Below are 19392 nucleotides of genomic sequence, written 5' to 3'. Positions count from 1 at the left end.
ATATCATGGCCTTTCACGCTGCGGTCGAGGAACTGATGCGCGAAGTGACCGAGAAGGTCATTCTTAAGCGGTTCCAGAACCTCAAGGATGGCGATGTCGAGGACAAGGGCGGCAATGACCCCGTCACCGTTGCCGATCGCGAGAGCGAGGAGATGCTTTCCGAGGGCCTGGCAAAGATCATCCCCGGCCTGCCCATCGTGGGCGAAGAGGCGGCGCATGCGGACAAGAGCGTGCTGGATCGCCTGTCCGGCGATTGCTGGATCGTCGATCCGATTGACGGCACGCGCAATTTCGCCACCGGCAAGCCGCCTTTCGGCATCCTCCTTGCCATGGCTTCGGGCGGCGAGGCGCACACAGGGTGGATCTATGACTGCCTATCTGGGCGGCTATGCACCGCCCATCGCGGCAAGGGCGCTTTCGTCAATGGCGAGAAAGTGGATGCGCGCGCCACCGGAGAAGCCTCCCCCGTCGCGGCCATCTCCCTGCTGTTCATGGATATGGGCAAGCGCGACCGTGTGATGGAGCATATCGCCCCGCATTACCGGCTGGTCGACGTGCCCTATTGCGCGGCGGAACAATATCCGCGGCTCGGCCTCGGCGAAAACGACGTCTCGCTGTTCGAACGCACGCTGGCATGGGACCATGCGGCGGGCGTGTTGTGGCTGAACGAGGCTGGCGGCAAGGCCGCGCGGCCAGACGGATCTCCCTATCGCGTGGACGACGATCCCTATTCCGGCCTCATCGGAGCCGCCTCGCCAGCCCTGTGGGAGGACATGGCGAAGCGGCTCGATGCGATGGACGGTTAGATAACGCTTTCGATCCAGCCCTTGAGCGCGCTCTTGGGAGCAGCGCCCAACTGCTCGGCAACCTTCTCGCCATTCTTGTAGACGACGAAATAGGGGATCGACTGGACTCCCAGCGAACCGGGGATTTCCGGGTTCTCCATGATGTCCATCTTCGCGATGGTCACCTTGTCGGCCAGTTCCTCGCTGATTTCCTCCAGCGCCGGGGCGACCATCTTGCAGGGGCCGCACCAGTCGGCCCAGAAGTCGATCACGACCGGCTTGTCGCTTTCGAGGACATCGGACTTGAAGCTGGCATCGGTAACGGTCTTGGTGGCCATCACATATTCTCCTGAAACTGAGTTGCCGCCAATTTAGGATTGCGCGCGAATTCGGCAATGATCCTTGTCAAAAGCATTACTGCACCCCTGCCAAGCGCGGTTTGTTCGCCGCGAGGATATCCCCCGGAATTTCGATGAGCTGCGGGGTCTGGGTGTAGAGCACCGCCGCGCCGATTTCGCGGCCGGGAAAGATCACCTCCAGCGCCGCGACATAGGCACCCATCTGGCGGATCGTGGCGGCGGGCATGTCTTCCAGCGAGGAAGGCGGCCGCCGCGCGGTCTTGAAATCGGCGACGAGCACGCGGCTTTCGGTGACCAGCAGCCGGTCGGCAGTGCCGGCGATCACCTGGCCTGCGACCGTCGCGGCGAGCGGCACTTCGGCCAGCGCATCGGGACCGAACAGCTCCGCCCATTGCGGGCTTTCGAGCACGGCCAGCGCCTTGCCGAGCATTTCCATGCGCTGCAGCGGGTCGAACTCGCCCGCCATGCGTTCCAGCCAGGCCGTGCCCTTCTCCGCGCGTTCTTGAGCGGGAATATCAGGTAGGCGTTCGAGCAGGCTGTGCATCAGTACGCCGCGCCTTGCGGCGGTGGCGGCGATCTCGGGCGGCAGAGGCGGATCGGCGCCCTGCTCCTCACCTGCAGCCGATGGCGCGAGCGGACGCGGCGGGCGCGGTTCGGGGCCAATGGGGGTGCGCGCCCATTTGGGCAATTCGAGGCGCTCGGCGTCCTTCTCGGCCTTGGCGGAAGGAACCGCAGGCGCTCGCTCCCCCCGCTCCATCCGTGCGCCCCAGATCGGATCGTCCAGCGCACCGTCATCGAACAGGGGTGCAAGCCGCGCGTGCCAGCTATCCTCGTTGGGCGCTTTCTCGCGCTGGCCCAGTGCGCCGCCGATAAACAGCGCCTCCTCCGCGCGGGTCATGGCGACATAGAGCAGCCTCCAATGTTCGGCCATTTCCTCGGCCTTGGCCTGCTCCTCGGCTTCGAGGATGGCGCCAGCCTTCTCCTCCTTGCGCAGATCGGGCAGCGGGATCGCCTTTCCGCCACCGCCCGGAAGCTGCTCTTCCAGCTCCAGCCCCTGCGTCCTGGACGTATGCGGATTGCCCGCCGCATCGGCCAGGATGACGATGGGCGCCTGCAATCCCTTGGAACCGTGCACGGTCATCACCCGCACCAGCTCACCCGCCTCCGCCGCATCGCGCTTCAGCTCGCCCTCGCCCGCATCGAACCAGTGGATGAAGCCCTGCAAGGATGGCGTGTGGCTGGCGGCGTAGGAGAGCGCGGCATTGAGCAGCTCGTCGATCGGATCGTTCGCTTCGCTCCCCAGCCTCGTGGTCAGCTTGCGCCGCGCCTGCCACTTGCCCACCAGCATCCAGTGGATCAGCGCTTGCGGCGGCTCGAAATCGGCAATGGCGAGCAGGTCGCGCAGCATCGCAAGGGTTTCGACAACCAGCGGATGGTCCGACTTGCGCAGATGATCCCACAGGCTGATCCGGCCCTTGCGGTAACCGTGGTCGAGCAAGTCCTGCTGGCTCCAACCGAAGATCGGCGAGACGAGCAGCGCGGCGAGGCTCAGGCCGTCCGCCGGTTGCGCGGCAAAGCGCAGCGCCGCCATCAAGTCCTTCACCGCCAGCGGCGCTCCGAGGCGCAAACGGTCGACACCCGCCACCGGCACGCCTGCCGCATGCAGCCGCGCGACAATCAACCCGGCAAGGTCGCGGCGCTTCCTCACCAGCACCATCACATCGCCCGGCCCGGCATTGCGATGGCCGCCCTTCACCAGCGGGAAGCCATCATGCATCCACTGCTTTACCTGCCGCGCGATCTTGTCCGCCATCCGCCGCTCAGGCGCGGAGATCCAGCTTTCGGGGCCTTCCGGATCGGCATCCTCTTCCGCATCCTCGGGGATGGCGAGAACCGGGTTCCACAGCGTGACGAGGCCGGGCCGGTCGCGGTCGCCGACATGCTCCTCCGCGGTCTCCTTCAGCCCAAGCTGTTCGGAGCCGATCGCGTGAATCGCATCGTCGACGAAATCGAGCACGTCCTGCGCGGTGCGATAGGAGCGGTCGAGATCGATCTCCTGCAATGGCCGCGCCTCGATATTGGCGCGCATGGTGATGGCATTGGCCTCACGCTGGGCGAGCAATTCCTTGTAGCGCGCCTTGGCCGCGGCGAAATTCTCCGGGCTGGTTCCCTGGAAGCGGAAGATCGCCTGCTTGTAGTCGCCGACCACGAATATGGTGCGCAGCTTCTCGCCCCGCTGGCCGAGGCCGGTGAAGAAATCGTCGGTCAGCGCATCGACGATCGACCATTGCGCTTCGTTGGTGTCCTGCGCCTCGTCGATCAGCACATGGTCGATCCGCCGGTCGAGCTTGTAGCGGATCCACTCGCCCATATCGCGGTCGGCCAGCAGCAGGGCCGCCTGCCGGATAAGGTCGTCGAAATCGACCAGCCCCTCGCGCCGCTTCGCCTCGTCCCAAGCCAGCGCATAGCGCCGCCCGATGGCAAGAGCCGGCGTGACGAGGTCCGCGAGGTCGAACAGCGCCTTCTTCGCGGCGATCACTTGCAGTGAGGCGAGCAGGTCTTCCCCCACGGTGGCGATATCGGGGTCCTGCTTGAGGAGCGAATTCTGATACTTCAGCTCGCCCTTGTCGTTGAACAGCGTGCTCGCCAGCGTGGCGCATCCGGCAAGGCGATCTTCCGGCGAGGCGGCAAGCCATTGCTCGATGGGTGCGAGATACTTGTTGCCGTTCTTGGTGTTCCAGCTGGCATAGGCATCATGCACGCGGCGCAAAGCGGCGGTGTCGAAGGTGTCGTCCGCGCACCATGCGACCACGTCCTCCACCGTTTCGCCCGCGCCAATGCCCAGCAGACGCTCCACCCGCTCGCGCATCGGCGGTTGCCATGCCGAGGGGCCAAACCATGCCTCGCGCGCATTGGCGCAGCGCATCAGCCATTGGCGCGCGCCTTCGGGACCCATGCGGACGGAGAGCATTTCGAGCGCACCGATAGCCTCCGCATCGCCGTCCCGCTCCCATTCCACCAGCATGTCCGCCAGTACGCGATGGGCGAGGATCTCGCGGTCGCGGTCCTCCATCGGCTGCGTGCCCGGCTCGATCCCGGCCTCCACCGGAAAGGCGGAAAGCAGCCATTGCGCAAAGGCGTGGATGGTATCGATCCTGAGGCCGCCACCGGGGCAATCGAGCACGCTGGCAAAGAGCGTGCGCGCCCGCTGGCGCGTGGCCGGATCGTTGTCCGCGCCGATGGCGATCAGGTCGGCCGCAAGGTCGGTGTCCTTCATCCGCACCCAGTTGGCGAGCACGGCGCTGACGCGCGTCGCCATTTCCGCCGCGCCCGCCTTGGTGAAAGTGAGGCAGAGTATCTGTTCGGGTCGCACATCCTCCTGCAACAGCAGGCGCAGCACACGGGCGGAAAGGACCTGCGTCTTGCCCGTACCCGCAGAGGCGGAGAGCCACACGCTGTCGCGCGGATCGACCGCCTGTTCCTGCGGACGGCTGAGGGAGAAGACGCGGCCGCTCATGCGTCGCCGTCCTCGCGGCCCATCCACTCGTCGAGCCGCATCAGATGGTCGTATTCGGCATAGACCTTGGCCGCCGGGTTGAGCCTTGCGGTGAAGCCTTCCTCGCCGAGGATCCAACGGTCGATGGCATCGGTGAGGAAGCGCTGTGCTTCGGGCAGGAACTTGTCCGCTGCGATCCCGGTGCGCTTGTTGCCGATTTTCAGCGGCGTCTTGATATAACCGAAGCCCGTTTCGCTCGTATCGCTCTTCCCTAGCGACCAGTATTCGAACACCGCAGGCTTGCCGCGCACATCGCCGAACGCGCCTTCCGTCGCCATCAGGCCCAGCGTACCCAGCTGCATGGCAAAGCCCGCCTCCACCTCCCTGCCTGATGGCGGAGAGCCGGTCTTGTAATCGACAATGGCGAGGCTGCGGTCGGGCAGCAGGTCGATCCGGTCGGCCTTGCCGGTGATTGTCACGCCCTTGAAAGTGACCTCGCCCTCCACCTCCCACGCCACGGGAACGCGTGCGGGATCGGCCTCGATCTGCGCCTTGATCCATTCGAGCGCCTTCATCAGCCGCGGCCGCCACAGCGCCCGCATCAGCGGGTGGGCGCGCATTTCGTGCAAGTGATGCTCCGCCAGCTCCTCGAGCGTCCCGGTGCCCTGGTGCCATTGTTCGAGGATCGCATGGGCGAGCGTGCCCTGCCATGCGGGCGAGGGTTCGGCATCGAGCAGGTCGAGCTCACGCAGCTTGAGGATCTTCTGCGCGTAGAACTGGTAGGGATCGCTGCGCAGCCGGTCGAGCGCGGTAACGCTGAGGTTTTCGCGCCGCTGTGCCGCTGTTGGCTTGGGATCGGGGCGCGGATGGGCGGGCAGGCTCTCCCCCTCATCCACCGCCTGCGCCATCGACACGATCTCGCCATCCATATAGCGCGGCAGCAGATCGCGCCCGAGCAGCGCCTGCACGCGCAGCCAGAAGCGCGAGGCGATCACGGGGCCGCCCGCGTCGCGCTGCGCCCGGCTGAGCACGACTTCGGGCGCACCCAGGGCTCCTGCAAGGTCATGCGCGGCAAGGCCGATGCGGAAGTCCGCTCCCGGCACGCCCAGCACGCGCAGGATGGCAGGTGCCAGCACCGGATCCGCAGCAGGCGTGGCAGGCCAGGTCCCTTCGTTGAGCCCGGCGCAAATCACGAGGTCGGCGCGGGTCATGCGGCTTTCGAGCAGGCCGTAAAGGGCGATGCGCGGATGGCCGCCATAGGGAGGGCGCACCGCCTCCCGGTCCATTGCATCGCGCAGAACACCGGGCAGTTCCTCGACCGCGAGCCGTGTTTCGGTGGCGCGCGCATGGAGGCGCAGGTTCTCGACCATGCGCGCCAGCGTGCGGCCGTCTTCCTGCGACCACAGGTCCTCGCCGCACAGGGCCTCGCCCGCAGTGGCCAGCAAGTCGAGCGCCTCGGCGAGGCCGAGCTTTTGCTCCGGCGGCAGCATCAGCGGGCCGAGTATCGTCTCGACCTCCTGCCACCAGTCGCCATGGCCCGCGGCGACGGCCAGCGCGCGCAGGGGTTCCAGCCCCGGTTCGGGACGCGGGCCGCGCAGCCGCAGTTCAAGCGCGCGGGCGGCCTTGAGCCAGGCCTCGCGCTGCTCACCACGTCGGACCAGCGGATGTTCGAGCAGCGCCACCAGCTCCACCGGTGAGGCCTGGTCCGCCGCGACCTCCGCCAGCAGCAGCAGCACGCGGCCCGCCGGGGTCTGCGCCAGCGGCCGGCCAGCTGTGTCGTCCGCCTCGATATTCCAGCGTTTCAAATGCTGCACCACCCGGCCCGCCAGCCCGCGATCGGGGGTGATCACCGCCACGCGCTTGCCCGGTTCCTCCAGCGCCTGCCGCACCAGCAAGGCGATCGCCTGCGCCTCCTCCTCCGGATGCGCGCATTCCATCATCCGCACACCGGCGAGGCGGCGTTTCTCGGAAGGCAGTTCAGCCCAGGCCTTGCTCGCTTCGGGCGGCAGGAACAGGCTGGAAATCGCATGGCTGCGCTCCGGCGGGCCCTTGCCCAGTCCCGCGCGGTGCCATGGCTCCACCTCGGCACGGGCGACGCCCATGCGGTTGAGCAGCAGCTTCAAATGATATTGCGGATGGGTCAGCGCGTCGTCGCGCGCAAAGGGCGTTTCCGCGCCCTGCCCGTCGGCCTCTCCCAACTCGTCCCACACTTCCTGCGACATCGACAGGTCGAGATCGGGGAGTACCACCGCACCTTGCGGCAGGTCGGCAATCACCCGCAGCAAGCGCGCCAAGGCGGGCGCGGCGCTGGTGACACCGGCGGCGATGATCGGCGTCGCGGGCGGATTCTCGCGCAGCCGCTGTGCCGCCGCGTCGAACAGCAGGTTTCGCCTGGTCGCCGCATCGACCTCGCCGCGTTCCTGCAATTCCTCCAGCCAGTCATCCTGCACCGCCATGAACAGCTTGAGCCCATGGATCCAGTGGGTCGACACCTCCGGCAGCAGGTCGAGCACTTCCTTCTTCACCAGCTGCTCGGGAGCGATATCCTCCACCAGCAGCCGGTCCATCACCTGCCCCATGGTGAAAGCGAGGCGCAGCAGGCCCGCCTCTCCCGGCGCACCGTCGCCCCGGTGCTTGCGGATCAGTTCCGCAAGGCGCAGCCAGCGATAGGTCGGATCGGCGGCGGGCGGCACGTCGAGCGCGGCGCCGAGGCTGTCGAGCAGCGGGCCGAGCGTTTCATCGAGATCAAGGTCGCCCACCACCGCCATGCGCGGCATCAGCAGGCCCTGCTGCCCGTGCTCGCCGAAATGACGGATGAAGGCCTCCCCCATCGTGCGCATGGCGCGCGCGCTGGGCAGGATCAGCGTGGTGCGGGCAAGGCCGAAGTGGGCTTCCGAATAGCGCGGGACCAAGCCCGCCACCAGCGCATCGGCAAAGCCGCGATGCGCGGCGATGGAATATATCTCCGGCCGCGCGCCCGCCATCAGGCTTCGCGCAGCGCCAGCTCTGTCGGAACGATGGCTTGCGGCGTGCCGACTTCGAACCAGCGTCCGGTGAAGGCGCAGCCGAACAGCCGCTCTTCCTCGATTGCGCGATCCCACAGGATGTTCGTAGAAAACGGCCCCTCGGGCGCATCGCGCAGCAGGCGCTTGGAGACGAGCTGGATACCGGTGAAGATGTAGGGCGCGATCCGGCCAGAACGGCGGCGGCGCAGGCGGCCCAGCGCATCCATGTGGAAGTCGCCCTTGCCGGCAAAATTGCTCGCGCCCTTGTGCGGCACCAGCAGAAGCAGCGCATCCATGCGCGAAGCATCCCACATGGCGGACAGATCGGCGAAAGCGTTCTTCGGCCCGTCGAGCCACAGATTATCCGAATTGAGGCAAAAGAAGGGATCGGGGAGCTGGCCCTGCGCCTTCACCAGGCCGCCGCCGGTTTCCAGCAGCAAGGTTCGCTCGTCCGAAATCACGATCTCGGGAGCCTTGCGCTCTCTCACATGGGCTTCCAGCGCATCGGCGAGGTAGTGGACATTGACCACCGCGCGGGCGATGCCGGCTTCGGCCAGGCGATCGAGCGCATGGTCGATCAGCGGCTTGCCGGCGATGCGCACCATCGGCTTCGGCTGTGTGGCGGTGAGCGGGCGCATGCGCTTGCCGAGGCCGGCGGCCATCACCATCGCCGTGTCCGACGCCAGCTTCCTCTCCCCGGATGCGCTCATCCCAAGCCTCCACCGCGTCTCTCGCGCCATTCGGCCGGAACATTGGCATCAAACCATGACGCCACGGGGGCAAGCGCGGGATGGGCAAGGTCGCGCTCCAGCGCTTCCCATACGCGCGGGATCATGGAGAGGTAGCGCGGCTTGGCGTCACGCTTCCAAAGCCTCGTGAAGATGCCGACGATCTTGGCGTTCCGCTGCGCGCCCAGCAACGCGTAGTCGGCGGCGAATTCATCGCCCACCCCGGTCGCGGCCTTATAGTGCTCCAGCATAGCCGCTTCGAGCGCAGGCGTGACGTCACGACGGGCATCCTGCAGCAGGGAGACGACGTCATAGGCCGGGTGGCCGATCAGCGCGTCCTGGAAATCGATCAGGCCCTGCCCGCCCCCGGGCAGCAGCATGATGTTCTCTGCATGATAGTCCCGCAGCACGGTGACACCCGGTTGCTGGCGATCCAGCAGGGGCGTCAGCGCCTCTTCCCAGGCGGCATCGTGTCCCGCCTCGTCCACTTCCATACCGGCGGCGGGGCAGAACCATTCGGTGAACAGCCGCGTCTCGCGCAGATAGGTGGGCATGTCATAGGGCTCGAACGGTCCCGGCGGCGACTTGTGCAGCTCCACCAGCGTATCGATCGCCCTGACATAGGTCGCTTCCTCTGCCTGCGGGTTCTCGTCCAGCCAATCACGCATGCGGTCCGTGCCGAAATCCTCGATGAGCACGAGGCCGCGTGCGGCATCCTCAGCATGAATGGCGGGAGCATGGTGGCCGTGTTCGATCAACCAATGGCCGACATGCAGGAAGGGCCGCGGATCCTCATGCGGGGGCGGTGCGTCCATCAGCAGGGCCGTTTCGTCACCACGATGGATGCGGAAATAGCGGCGGAAGCTGGCATCACCGGGCAGCGGCACGATATCCGCATCGCCCCAACCGGCCTGTTCCAGGAATGATTCGACGCCCGCGGGCAGCTCTGCGCTCATGGTTCCCGCCCTAGCCAATCGGTCCCGCATTCGACAATCGCCTTGCGCCCTTCACCACAGATTTCCAGCGCGATGGAAAGGCAGCCCGCCTCATGCGCGAAGCCGCCGGCATGGTCGGGCCATTCGGCCAGCAGCACCGCGCCCTCGCGATAATCGTCGAGCCCGATCTCCTCCACCTCGCTTGGGTCTTCCAGGCGGTAGAAATCCGCATGCACCACGGGCAAGCGGACGGAAGGCGGATCATAGGTCTCGATGATCGTGAAGGTCGGCGACGGGACTTCGCCCGCATGGCCGAGCGACGCCAAAATGGCCCGAGAGAGCGTGGTCTTGCCCGCCCCCAGCCCGCCGGTAAGCGCCACGACGTCACCCGCGCGGAGTTGCTTCGCGATCCGCACGCCGAAGGCTTCCATCGCCGCGAGGTCCGGCAGGTCGACGATCACGGCAGGATAACGGTCGCGGTGGTGCCCGCGCCCTTTTCGGACTGGATATCCAGCCTGCCGCCATGCGCCTCGATCAGCTGGCGCGCCAAAGGCAGGCCCAGCCCGCGCTTTTCCGTGCCGCTGCCATCGCCCGACAAGCCATAGCCATCGAGCGCGCGGGCCAGCTCGCCCGGCTGCATGCCCGGGCCATTGTCGGAAATCACAACGCGCACGCTGTTGGTGCGCCGCTGCAGCATCACAAGGATGCGACCGTCCTTCTCGGGCACGGCAGCAATCGCATTGTCGAGGATGTTACCGATAGCGCGGCTCAGCTGGCGGCGGTCCGCCATCACATGGCCTGCGCTCTTGTCGCCGCGCAGGTCGACCGTCACATCCTTCGCCTCGATTGCCTCCTCGCGCTCGCGCACCACGGTGGTGACGAAGGAGAGCAGGTCCACCTCCTCGGTGGCGATAGGCAACAGGCCCGCTTCGCTCTGCGTCAGGTCGAGCACGCTTTCGATCTGCGCGGTCAGCCGCTCCACGCTGGCGACAATGGCGCTGACATATTCCTTGCCGCGTTCCGACAGCTCGCCCGCCACGCCCGACTGCAGCAGCTCGGCAAAACCACCGATCGAGGTTAGCGGCGTACGGAATTCGTAGGACATGTTGGCGAGGAAGCGCGTCTTCACCGCATCGGCTTCCTCCAGCGCTGTATTGCGTTCGCGCAGCGCGGCTTCGGCCTTGGTGGAATCGGTGACGTCGAGAACGGTCAGCAGCCCATTGCCATCGGGCAGCGGTACGCCGGCGAATTCCAGCGTGCGTCCGTCGGCGAGCTGCACCCGTCCGCCGCGTTGTTTGCGATCGAGCGTGGCGGAGCGCACAACCTCCCCGATCGCGGCGCGCTGGCCGGGGCGTGCGAGCACTTGCTGGATACGATCGAGAAGGCCGTCGACATGCGGATGCTCGTCCATGAATTCCTCGTCGATGCCCCAGACCTGCGGGAAGCGCCGGTTCCACAATTGCATACGGCCATCGGGCGAAAAGACGGCGAGCGATTCGAACAGGCTGTCGAACGTGGCGGTCCGGGTGCGCAGCAGCGTGTCGCGCATCGCTGAAAGCGCCAGCTGTTCGGAGCGGTCCTCGGCCACCATCACCAGCGATCCGTCCGGCATGGGCTGCGCGACGATACGCAAATGCGTGCCGTCCGACAGCGTCCAGCCATCCTCCTGCGGTGCATCGCGCAGGAACCATCCGCGCAATTCGGCGCGCCATTCGGGAAAGTCGCGTACTTCGGGCAGGCGCGCCTTGTCGCGCGCCATGTCGAGGAAGCGGTCGAAATCGGGCGGGTCGAGTTGCGCCGCCGCAGGCAGGGCGAAGATGCGCTGGAAAGGCTGGTTGGCGAAGGCCAGGCGCTGGTCGGCATCGAACTGCGCCACACCGACAGAGAGCTGGTCGAGCATGGAGCGTTGCGCTTCGCGGAAGGCGCGCAGGGCACGAGCCTGCTCTTCCATTTCCTCGATATCGATGGCGTAACCGGCCACGCCCTCCTCGCCCAGCGGCAGGTCGCTGACCCGCAAGGTGCGGCGCTGATTGCCGATGGTGGCCTGCACGATGCGTTCCACCGGCAGGTCCTTGTCGCGCGATTGCTTGGCCACTTGCGCAGCCGAAAGGCCGTCCACCGGCTCGATCAGCTCGACCTGTTCTTCGACCGCCGTCGCCGCATCCTCGGCCTCGACCGCATCGACATAGGCGCTGTTCACGAGGCGCAGTTTCATGTCGGGTCCGCGGAACCACATCGGCATGGGCGCGGCCTCGATAAGTCCGACAAGCGCGGCGAAATCGTTGCGGGCCCGCGCAGTTTCGGCACGCAGGCGGGAGAGTTCTCCCTGGCTTTCGGAGAAGTCGAACCACCAGATCAGCGCGGATCCGGGAGGAGCGACGGCAGGATCGGCCTGCTGTCCGCGCAGGGCGAGGCTCTTGGTGGAGCCGCGCGGAGTGATGACCATGCGGAAAGGTGCTGCGGTCTTCTGCGTCCGCCGGATCGCCTCGCGCAATTGCTCGAGATCTTCCTCGATCAGCCCGGCATCGCCTGAGTTGAGCTCGCTGACGAAGCCCGGCATGCGGGACAGCCCAAGCCACGCTGCCAGCCTCTCCGGCCCCTCGATCCGCCCATCGCCGCGCACAAGCATGGGAATGGCCGGGGAGTCGTCGATCATGCGCCCAAGGCGCCTTGCCGCCGAGCGCGCCGCCCGCGCCTGTCTTGCGCGTTTTTGCGCGGCGATCACCACCCACACGGCGCCGAAGGTCCAGCCTGCGAGGAGCAGGCCGACAAGCGCCATGGCTGATGGGGAGAGTTCCATGATGTGACAGCTATTGCCGGGGGGGCGGCGATGCAATGGCAGACGGGCGAGACTCCACGAATGTGGAGCCCCGCCCGCCGGTTTTCACGCAGTTACGCGTATCAGTAGCGATAATGCTCGGGCTTGAACGGCCCTTCCACCGGAACGCCGATGTAATCCGCCTGCTTCTGGCTCAGCTTGGTGAGCTTCACGCCCAGCTTGTCGAGATGCAGCGCCGCCACCTTCTCGTCCAGGTGCTTGGGCAGGACATAGACGTCGTTCTCATACTGCCCGGGATTATTGAACAGCTCGATCTGCGCCAGCACCTGGTTGGTGAAGGAACAGCTCATCACGAAGCTGGGATGGCCGGTGGCGCAGCCCAGGTTCACCAGGCGACCCTTGGCAAGGATGATGATCTGCTTGCCATCGGGGAAGGTAACGATGTCCGTACCCGGCTTGATTTCCTTCCAGTCGTAATTGTCGAGGGCGGAAATCTGGATCTCTGAGTCGAAGTGGCCGATATTGCAGACGATGCTCATCGGCTTCATCGCCTTCATGTGCTCTGCGGTGATGACGTCTTCATTGCCGGTGGTGGTGCAGAAGATGTCGCAGCGCTTCACCGCTTCTTCCATGGTGACGACTTCATAGCCTTCCATCGCCGCCTGCAGCGCGCAGATCGGGTCGATTTCGGTCACCATCACGCGGGCGCCGCCATTGCGCAGCGAATCCGCAGAGCCCTTGCCCACATCGCCGAAGCCGGCGACGCAGGCGACCTTGCCGGCGAGCATGGTGTCGGTGGCGCGGCGGATGGCGTCGACCAGCGATTCCTTGCAGCCGTAGAGGTTGTCGAACTTCGACTTGGTCACACTGTCGTTCACGTTGATCGCGGGGAAAGGCAGCTTGCCGGCCTTGGCGAGCGAGTACAGGCGGTGGACACCGGTGGTCGTCTCTTCGGAGACGCCCTTGATGTTCTTCACACTCTCGGTGAGGTAGCCGGGCTTGCGCTTGATGAATTCCTTCAGCGCACGCTGCATCTCGATTTCTTCGGCGTTCTGCGGCTCGGGCATGGTTTCGCCAGCTTCGATCCGCGCACCCCAAAGGGCGAACATGGTTGCATCGCCGCCATCATCGAGAATGATGTTGGCAGTGGTGTCATCGCCCCAATCGAAGATCTTGCCGACATAGTCCCAATATTCGGCCAGGCTCTCGCCCTTGATCGCGAAGACGGGGATGCCCTGGTCGGCAATGGCGGCGGCGGCATGATCCTGCGTCGAGAAGATGTTGCAGGTCGCCCAGCGCACTTCGGCGCCCAGCGCCACCAGCGTTTCGATCAGCACGGCGGTCTGGATCGTCATGTGCAGCGATCCGGTGATGCGCGCGCCCTTCAGCGGCTGCGAGGCACCATATTCCTCGCGCGTGGCCATCAGGCCCGGCATTTCGGTTTCGGCAATGGCAATCTCGTCCCGGCCATATTCGGCGAGGCTGATATCCTTGACGATATAGTCTTTTTCGGCAGCGGCAGTGGCCACGGTCACTTCTCCTGACTCTCTGTTGGGTGAAGCGTCGCCGGGGCTCCATGCAACGCGTTTTGCGGGAACAGCACATAATGAGGTGCGCGCCGCGTAACAACCCCGCCCTTTCGGTTGCACATTGCGGCGGCTCGCCTATCTGTGAGGTCGGACGGGGGACAGGAGGATTATCCCACATGACGATTTCCAAAGGTGACAAGCTGCCCGACGTAGCGCTGGTGAAAGCCACGGCGGACGGGCCGGACAAGGTACAGAGCGGCGATTTCTTCGCCGGCAAGAAGGTGGCGCTGTTCTCCGTGCCCGGTGCCTTCACCCCCACTTGCTCCGCCAAGCACCTGCCCGGCTATGTCGAAAAGGCGGCCGAGCTGAAGGCAAAAGGCGTGGACGAGATTGCCTGCACCGCGGTGAACGACGCCTTCGTGATGGGCGCATGGAACGATGCTTCCGGCTCGTCCGACATCACCATGCTGGCAGACGGCAATGGCGATTTCGCCCAAGCCGTGGGCCTGACGATGGACGGCAGCGGCTTCGGCATGGGCACGCGCGGCCAGCGCTATTCCATGATCGTGGACAATGGCGTGGTGACCGAGCTCAACGTGGAAGAGCCCGGCCAGTTCAAGGTTTCAAGCGCGGAGCATATGCTCGGCCAGCTGTAAGCCCGAGAGCTTCGGAAATTTGCGATGGCGCGCCCGCGGAAAACCCGCGCGGCGCGCCCTTAGCGTTTGAGGCGATAGCTGACGAAGGCGATCCGGCTACTGTCAGGTGACCAGCTGGGCACGTTGATCGTCCCCTGCCCGCCGAACAGCCGCGTCAGGATCACCGGCTCCGCGCTGCCATCGGTCGGCAGAAGGCGCAGTTGCACATCCTCTCGGTTGGGCGGATGGTCGGTGAGCGCGATATCCTCGCCGAAGGAGATGTAGGCGATCCAGCGCCCATCGGGCGAGATATGCGGGAACCAGTCGCGCCGCGCCGGGTCATGCGTCAGCTGCACCGGATTGCTGCCATCGGCATCGGCGCGCCACAGTGCCATCGCGCCTGAGCGAGTGGAGTTGAAATAGAGGTGCCGTCCATCGGGTGAATATTCCGGCCCGTCATCGACGCCCGGCGCCACCACCAGCGGCGATATCTCCCGCGTGTCCACATCGGCGGCCCAGATGTCGTAGCTGTCGTCATTCGCGCCCACGCGGACATAGGCGAGCGTCTGCCCGTCAGGCGACCAGCCATGCCAGTAGCTGCGCGCATCGGGATCGTTGACGATTTCTCTCACCGGCTGCGTACCGTCGAGCGTCACGATATGGATTCTGCTGAGATTGTCCGGCTCGATCTGGTCGGAAATGACCATTTGCGTGCCATCGGGCGAGAGGCCGTGGTCGTTATTGTTGTCGACATGCCGCCCGGTATCGATCTCGACGGACTCGCCGCCACCGACGGGGATCGCATAGATCCGACCGCCCGAATTATAATAGAGCGTTTCGCCATCGAGCGACCAGTTGGGCGCCTCGATCTTGCCATCGAAATGGCGGATCACGCGGCGCGATTGTGCGCCGCCCACTTCCATCAACTCGAGCGTCGCCTCGACCTGCGCCGCGTAGCCGGTGTCGGGCACATAGGCGAGTTGCGGGACGTCCAGCGTGACGTCGGAAAACATCGCAGTTTCACTCACCGCATCGTCATGCGCGGAGACGGCGAGGCCGACCAGGTATGGCGCCTGGAAGGGAATACGGAAGCTGCCGCCGGCATGTTCCAGCGCGCCGTCCTCACCCTCGACCGAGAAATAGACGAAGTCGCCTTCTCGCTCGAGCCGCACGGCCCCGCGATGCGGTCCGGCAGAGGTGATCTGCCGCGTCGGCCCGTCCTGCACTTCGCGATATTGCAGCGCCACCAGCCCGTCACCATGCACCATCACATCGGCATAGGGAGAGGCCGGCGTGAGGTTCTGGCGGATCATCACCCCTGCCTTGCGATGCGGGTCGCCGCCCTCGCCTTCGAAGGCGATATCAGCAGAGATGTGCAGATCGCCCGAGCGCTGCGTCCAGGCATAATGGAAGACGTCCGCCTCGCCCCAGATATTCGCCCCGCCGCCGGTGATGCGATAGCTTTCGCCATCGAGGGTCACCGCGCCTTCGTGCGACGGTTCCCCGATATCAGCATGGTCATCGAACTGGCCCACCGGTTCGGCCGCCAGTGGCGACGAAAATCCCCAAGCCACAGCTGCGGCAACAAATGCAAAGCGCATGATCCCCTCCTCCAAGGAGCAGGGATGATAGCGCTACCACACTCGTAAAGCGAATCTGCTCAGTCTGCCCACTTCACGTTCACGCCCAGGCTGTCGATATTGGGCACGAAGTTGGGATGTGCACGGCGGATCGGGTCGGCATCGAGGATGGTCGATTCGCCGTCGATAGAAGCCGCGACCATCAGCAAGGCGATGGCAACGCGGATGATATAGGGGCTGGTCACCGTCCCCGGCACGAGGTGGTTGCCCCCGAAGGTGATTAGCCGGTGCGGATCGCACAGCAAGGTATGCGCGCCGAACAGCGACAGCTCGGTATGCCAGGTGAGGCCGCCTTCGTAGACCTTGTTCCAGAACATCGTCTGGCCCTTGGCTTTCACGCCTAGCGCGATGAAGATCGGCAGCAGGTCGGCCGGGATATAGGGCCACGGAGCAGCCTCAACCTTCGTGGTGATGTGGCTGGTGAAGTTCTGCTGCACCACCAGCTCGTCCGGCGCGTTAAGGCGCGAGAAGCCGTTGGCGTGTTCCACATGCGCACCGAATTTCTCGAAAGTGCGATCGATCAGCATGAACATTTCGGGCTGCGAATTGCGCACCGAGATGTCGCCGCCGGTAACGGCCGCCAGCGCGAGGAAGGTGGCAACCTCGTGGAAATCCTCCACGAAGGTGTAGTCCGCCCCGCCCAGTTCGGTCGCACCTTCGACCTTCACCGTGGAGGTGCCCTTGCCGCGAATCTTCGCGCCCATCAGCTCGAGGAAGGTGCACATTTCCTGCACATGCGGCTCGCAGGCGGCGTTGACGATCTCGCTGGTCCCGGTGGCGCACAGGGCGGAGATGATGAAGTTTTCGGTGGTGGTGACGCTGGCATATTCGAGCCACATGCGCGTGCCCGGAACCTTGCCGCGATTACGGAAGACGATGTTCTTGCCCTCGGTGGACGCATCGGCCCCGAAGGCCTTGAACACGGCGACATGCGGGTCGATCTCGCGCGCGCCCAGCGTGCAGCCCTTCACCTCATGCTCGAGCCGCGCCTCGCCCAGACGCCACAGCAGGCCGGGAATCATCATGATACTGGCACGCATTGCCTGCGGCAGCGTGGCGCGGGCGCTCATCGAAATCGTGGAGTGGTCGATCTCCAGTACCTGGGCCGCCTTGTCCCATTTCACCGTGCTGCCCAGCTCCTGGAAGAAATCATGGATGCGCTGGACATCGGTAATTTCGGGCACGTTGCGCAGGGTGATCGGCGCATTGCTGAGCAAAGTGGCACACAAGATCGGCAGAACCGCATTCTTGTTTGCTGATGGATCGATTTTTCCCTGCAGCTTCTGTCCGCCGCGCACGTGAAGTGCCGTCATTTCCTACCTTTCAAACAGTTCGATGGCCGCATGCCGGCTCAATAGCCCATCAGCTTGAGGACTTCCTCACGGCTCTTTGAATCGCTGCGGAACAGGCCCATCACCCGGCTTGTGACCATGTTGACGCCCGGCGTACGCACACCGCGCGCGGTCATGCAGGCATGGCTTGCCTCGATAACGACAGCCACGCCGCGCGGTTCCAGATGTTTCCAGATGCACTCCGCAACTTCGGCGGTCAGCCGCTCCTGGATCTGCAGGCGACGGGCATAGCCGTGCAGCACGCGCGCCAGCTTGGAAATTCCGACGACATGGTCATTCGGCAGATAGGCGATCGCCGCCTTGCCGATGATCGGGGCCATGTGGTGTTCGCAATGGCTCTGGAAGGGGATATCCTTCAGCAGCACGATCTCGTCATAGCCGCCCACTTCCTCGAACACGCGGCTGAGGTGGTGGCTCGGATCCTCGTCATAGCCCTGGCAATATTCCTTCCACGCGCGCGCCACGCGGGCCGGCGTGTCCACCAGGCCTTCGCGATCAGGGTTGTCGCCCGACCAGCGGATCAGCGTGCGGATCGCGTCCTGGACATCCTCGGGAACCGGGATTTTGCCGTCCTGCCCGTCAATATCGCAGCTCATTTGCCTTGTCGTTTCCTTGTCAATCTTGCCCTGGCCCTCGCCAATAGGCTGCCCGGACGAAAAAGGCCACGTTTGCGCGGCATTATCTCGAACAGGTCGTCGGGATCCTCGGGATCGAGCATCTGGCGATCGGCCAGTTCGGCTTCAAGTTCGGTGGGTTCGGGTGGATGTAACGCACGCAGCTGGCAGCGCCGCCCGCCTTCGAGCCGGGCGATCATCGCTGCCATCGATCCGGCTTCGCGCAGCATGGTCTCGCATTCGAGTTCCCCGATCGCGCAGTGTTCGGCCAGCAGGGATATTCGCAGCTTGCGGATCTGCTCTTCCGCATGGCCGTTGCCCGGCCGGTTGCAATCGATGAACACGTCGCACTCGCTGTCGAGGCCCATCGAGCGGTTGTTGAAATTGGCCGAGCCGACGCGGAGGATTCGATCGTCGACGATCATCAGCTTGGCATGGACATAGACCGGCGTTTCACCGGTATAGGGTACGTAGAGGTGGAATTTCTCGTTCTGGTCCAGCTCGCGAATGGCGGCGACGAGCCGCGCGCGGGCCGGGCCCATGGCCACCTGTTCGAGATAGCCGTCCGCCTCTTCCGGATGCACGACCACGATTTCCGGCGGATCAGGTTCGGTCAGCCGTTTCGCCAGAGCCTCGCATATGGCGCGAGAGGCGAAATACTGGCTTTCGGCATAGATAAAGCGCTGCGCTCCGGCGATCTGGCGGGTGAAGAGCTGCTCGATCTCGTCGATCTTGGGATCGTCGCCATATTCCGCCATCGTCCGGGCAATGCCGATCTCGACATTCTCGAAATGCGCGACCAGCCCATCGGGCCAGGCCGTATCGGGTGATTGCTCCGGTACGGAGAGCGCCTTCCCGCCCGCCCGCCGCCAGCGCGCCCTGCCCAACTCGCCCAGCGCGGAGGCGACATCGCCCTCCATCACCATGGTTACATCGTGCCATGGCCCATAGGGCTTCCCGCTCGGCTGCCGCCGACGATTGTCGTCTTCCAGGTGATCGCGCGTGTCCCAGCGCCGCGTGGTCATGTCGATGCCGCCGCACACGGCAAAGCGATCGTCGATCACCACGATCTTCTGGTGGTGACAACATCCGACCGGATGCGCGGTGTCGAATTTGAAGTCGATCCGGCGAATCGGCCACCAGCGCATGAGATCCATCATCATGCTGCCGCGGCCGGCGAACTTGATGACACCGTAACTCCATTTGAGGATGCGGATTTCCAGCCCGTCGCGATGGCGCGCCAGCCAGTATATGAAGCTGCCCAACCGGCGGGGGTAATGCTTGCGCCAGCCCTTCTCCCACCAGCGCCGCCCCTTGGAGAGGTGGATGCGCGTATCGAAATCCCACCCGATCAGCAGGATTCGCTGCCGCGCCTTGAGCATCGCCTGCTGGATCAGCTCGAAATAGTTCTCGCCATCCACCACCAGCGTGGCGCGCGTGGCCTTCGCATAACGCCAGACACCGGGCTCGACCGATGAGGGGTCGAGCCCGGTGTCCGTCCTGTTACGCTGTGCCGAGTTGTCGCTCGTCGGCAA

At 65.1% G+C, this 19392-nt stretch carries 14 protein-coding genes; 2 read left to right on the top strand and 12 right to left on the bottom strand.

All coding sequences use genetic code 11. From position 1 onward, the window contains the following. Window positions 1–5: 5 nt before the first annotated feature. Entirely contained in the window at window positions 6–806 is an 801-nt protein-coding gene (locus tag E5222_RS06330; protein WP_136692823.1) for an inositol monophosphatase family protein, read from the top strand. On the opposite strand, the gene trxA is transcribed toward E5222_RS06330, so the two are convergent. From trxA to ahcY, 8 genes are all read right to left on the bottom strand, one after another. After that, window positions 803–1123: a thioredoxin gene (trxA, locus tag E5222_RS06325; protein ID WP_136692822.1), complete on the bottom strand. Its 321-nt coding sequence runs from the start codon at window positions 1121–1123 to the stop codon at window positions 803–805. The two genes, E5222_RS06330 and trxA, sit on opposite strands and share 4 nt — an antisense overlap. A gap of 76 nt (window positions 1124–1199) precedes the next feature. Further along, window positions 1200–4661, bottom strand: a complete 3462-nt coding sequence (gene addA / locus E5222_RS06320) for a double-strand break repair helicase AddA (protein ID WP_136692821.1) — start codon at window positions 4659–4661, stop codon at window positions 1200–1202. Further along, the gene (locus E5222_RS06315) at window positions 4658–7624 is read right to left on the bottom strand and encodes a PD-(D/E)XK nuclease family protein (RefSeq protein ID WP_136692820.1); all 2967 of its coding nucleotides are present in this window, start codon (window positions 7622–7624) and stop codon (window positions 4658–4660) included. The genes addA and E5222_RS06315 overlap by 4 nt, the downstream gene beginning before the upstream one ends. Continuing rightward, the gene (locus E5222_RS06310) at window positions 7624–8355 is read right to left on the bottom strand and encodes a nucleotidyltransferase family protein (protein WP_136692819.1); all 732 of its coding nucleotides are present in this window, start codon (window positions 8353–8355) and stop codon (window positions 7624–7626) included. Before E5222_RS06310 ends, E5222_RS06315 begins: the two co-directional genes overlap by 1 nt. Further along, entirely contained in the window at window positions 8352–9329 is a 978-nt protein-coding gene (locus E5222_RS06305; RefSeq protein WP_136692818.1) for an aminoglycoside phosphotransferase family protein, read from the bottom strand. Before E5222_RS06305 ends, E5222_RS06310 begins: the two co-directional genes overlap by 4 nt. Next, entirely contained in the window at window positions 9326–9769 is a 444-nt protein-coding gene (gene tsaE / locus E5222_RS06300; RefSeq protein ID WP_136692817.1) for a tRNA (adenosine(37)-N6)-threonylcarbamoyltransferase complex ATPase subunit type 1 TsaE, read from the bottom strand. Before tsaE ends, E5222_RS06305 begins: the two co-directional genes overlap by 4 nt. Beyond that, complete coding sequence (locus E5222_RS06295) at window positions 9766–12108, bottom strand: PAS domain-containing sensor histidine kinase (RefSeq protein WP_136692816.1); 2343 nt, start codon at window positions 12106–12108, stop codon at window positions 9766–9768. Before E5222_RS06295 ends, tsaE begins: the two co-directional genes overlap by 4 nt. 101 nt (window positions 12109–12209) lie before the next feature. Further along, window positions 12210–13616, bottom strand: coding sequence for an adenosylhomocysteinase (gene ahcY / locus E5222_RS06290; protein ID WP_211196097.1), 1407 nt, complete (start codon window positions 13614–13616; stop codon window positions 12210–12212). Between the two features lie 176 nt (window positions 13617–13792). Between ahcY and E5222_RS06285 the strand changes: the two genes are divergently transcribed. Then, on the top strand, window positions 13793–14272 hold the full coding sequence (locus tag E5222_RS06285; protein ID WP_136692814.1) for a peroxiredoxin: 480 nt from the start codon (window positions 13793–13795) through the stop codon (window positions 14270–14272). 59 nt (window positions 14273–14331) lie between these two features. Here E5222_RS06285 and E5222_RS06280 read toward each other — a convergent pair whose 3' ends face one another. Genes E5222_RS06280 through E5222_RS06265 form a run of 4 tightly spaced genes read right to left on the bottom strand, consistent with a single transcriptional unit; the run spans window position 14332 to window position 19392 of the window. Then, window positions 14332–15852 carry a TolB family protein gene (locus E5222_RS06280; RefSeq protein WP_136692813.1) on the bottom strand — a complete coding sequence of 507 codons (1521 nt, stop codon included), beginning with the start codon at window positions 15850–15852 and terminating at the stop codon, window positions 14332–14334. A 59-nt stretch (window positions 15853–15911) separates the two neighbouring features. Further along, the gene (locus tag E5222_RS06275; protein ID WP_136692812.1) at window positions 15912–17204 is read right to left on the bottom strand and encodes a UDP-N-acetylglucosamine 1-carboxyvinyltransferase; all 1293 of its coding nucleotides are present in this window, start codon (window positions 17202–17204) and stop codon (window positions 15912–15914) included. Window positions 17205–17242: 38 nt separating this feature from the next. After that, a complete protein-coding gene (folE, locus tag E5222_RS06270) occupies window positions 17243–17839 on the bottom strand; it encodes a GTP cyclohydrolase I FolE (RefSeq protein WP_136692811.1) in 597 nt (198 codons plus the stop codon). After that, the gene (locus E5222_RS06265) at window positions 17836–19392 is read right to left on the bottom strand and encodes a phospholipase D-like domain-containing protein (RefSeq protein WP_246021556.1); all 1557 of its coding nucleotides are present in this window, start codon (window positions 19390–19392) and stop codon (window positions 17836–17838) included. Before E5222_RS06265 ends, folE begins: the two co-directional genes overlap by 4 nt.

This window comes from Alteraurantiacibacter aquimixticola, assembly GCF_004965515.1.
GTDB lineage: Bacteria > Pseudomonadota > Alphaproteobacteria > Sphingomonadales > Sphingomonadaceae > Alteraurantiacibacter > Alteraurantiacibacter aquimixticola.
The sequence above is the reverse complement of the archived record's forward strand: the minus strand, read 5'-3'. Positions and strand labels throughout refer to the sequence as shown.

Coding starts and splice junctions, on each gene's coding strand:
- E5222_RS06295 (WP_136692816.1), bottom strand. CDS start 12,108: ATGGAACTCTCCCCATCAGCCATGGCGCTTGTCGGCCTGCTCCTCGCA.
- E5222_RS06280 (WP_136692813.1), bottom strand. CDS start 15,852: ATGCGCTTTGCATTTGTTGCCGCAGCTGTGGCTTGGGGATTTTCGTCG.
- addA (WP_136692821.1), bottom strand. CDS start 4,661: ATGAGCGGCCGCGTCTTCTCCCTCAGCCGTCCGCAGGAACAGGCGGTC.
- E5222_RS06285 (WP_136692814.1), top strand. CDS start 13,793: ATGACGATTTCCAAAGGTGACAAGCTGCCCGACGTAGCGCTGGTGAAA.
- E5222_RS06330 (WP_136692823.1), top strand. CDS start 6: ATGGCCTTTCACGCTGCGGTCGAGGAACTGATGCGCGAAGTGACCGAG.
- E5222_RS06275 (WP_136692812.1), bottom strand. CDS start 17,204: ATGACGGCACTTCACGTGCGCGGCGGACAGAAGCTGCAGGGAAAAATC.
- folE (WP_136692811.1), bottom strand. CDS start 17,839: ATGAGCTGCGATATTGACGGGCAGGACGGCAAAATCCCGGTTCCCGAG.
- E5222_RS06310 (WP_136692819.1), bottom strand. CDS start 8,355: ATGAGCGCATCCGGGGAGAGGAAGCTGGCGTCGGACACGGCGATGGTG.
- E5222_RS06305 (WP_136692818.1), bottom strand. CDS start 9,329: ATGAGCGCAGAGCTGCCCGCGGGCGTCGAATCATTCCTGGAACAGGCC.
- E5222_RS06315 (WP_136692820.1), bottom strand. CDS start 7,624: ATGGCGGGCGCGCGGCCGGAGATATATTCCATCGCCGCGCATCGCGGC.
- trxA (WP_136692822.1), bottom strand. CDS start 1,123: ATGGCCACCAAGACCGTTACCGATGCCAGCTTCAAGTCCGATGTCCTC.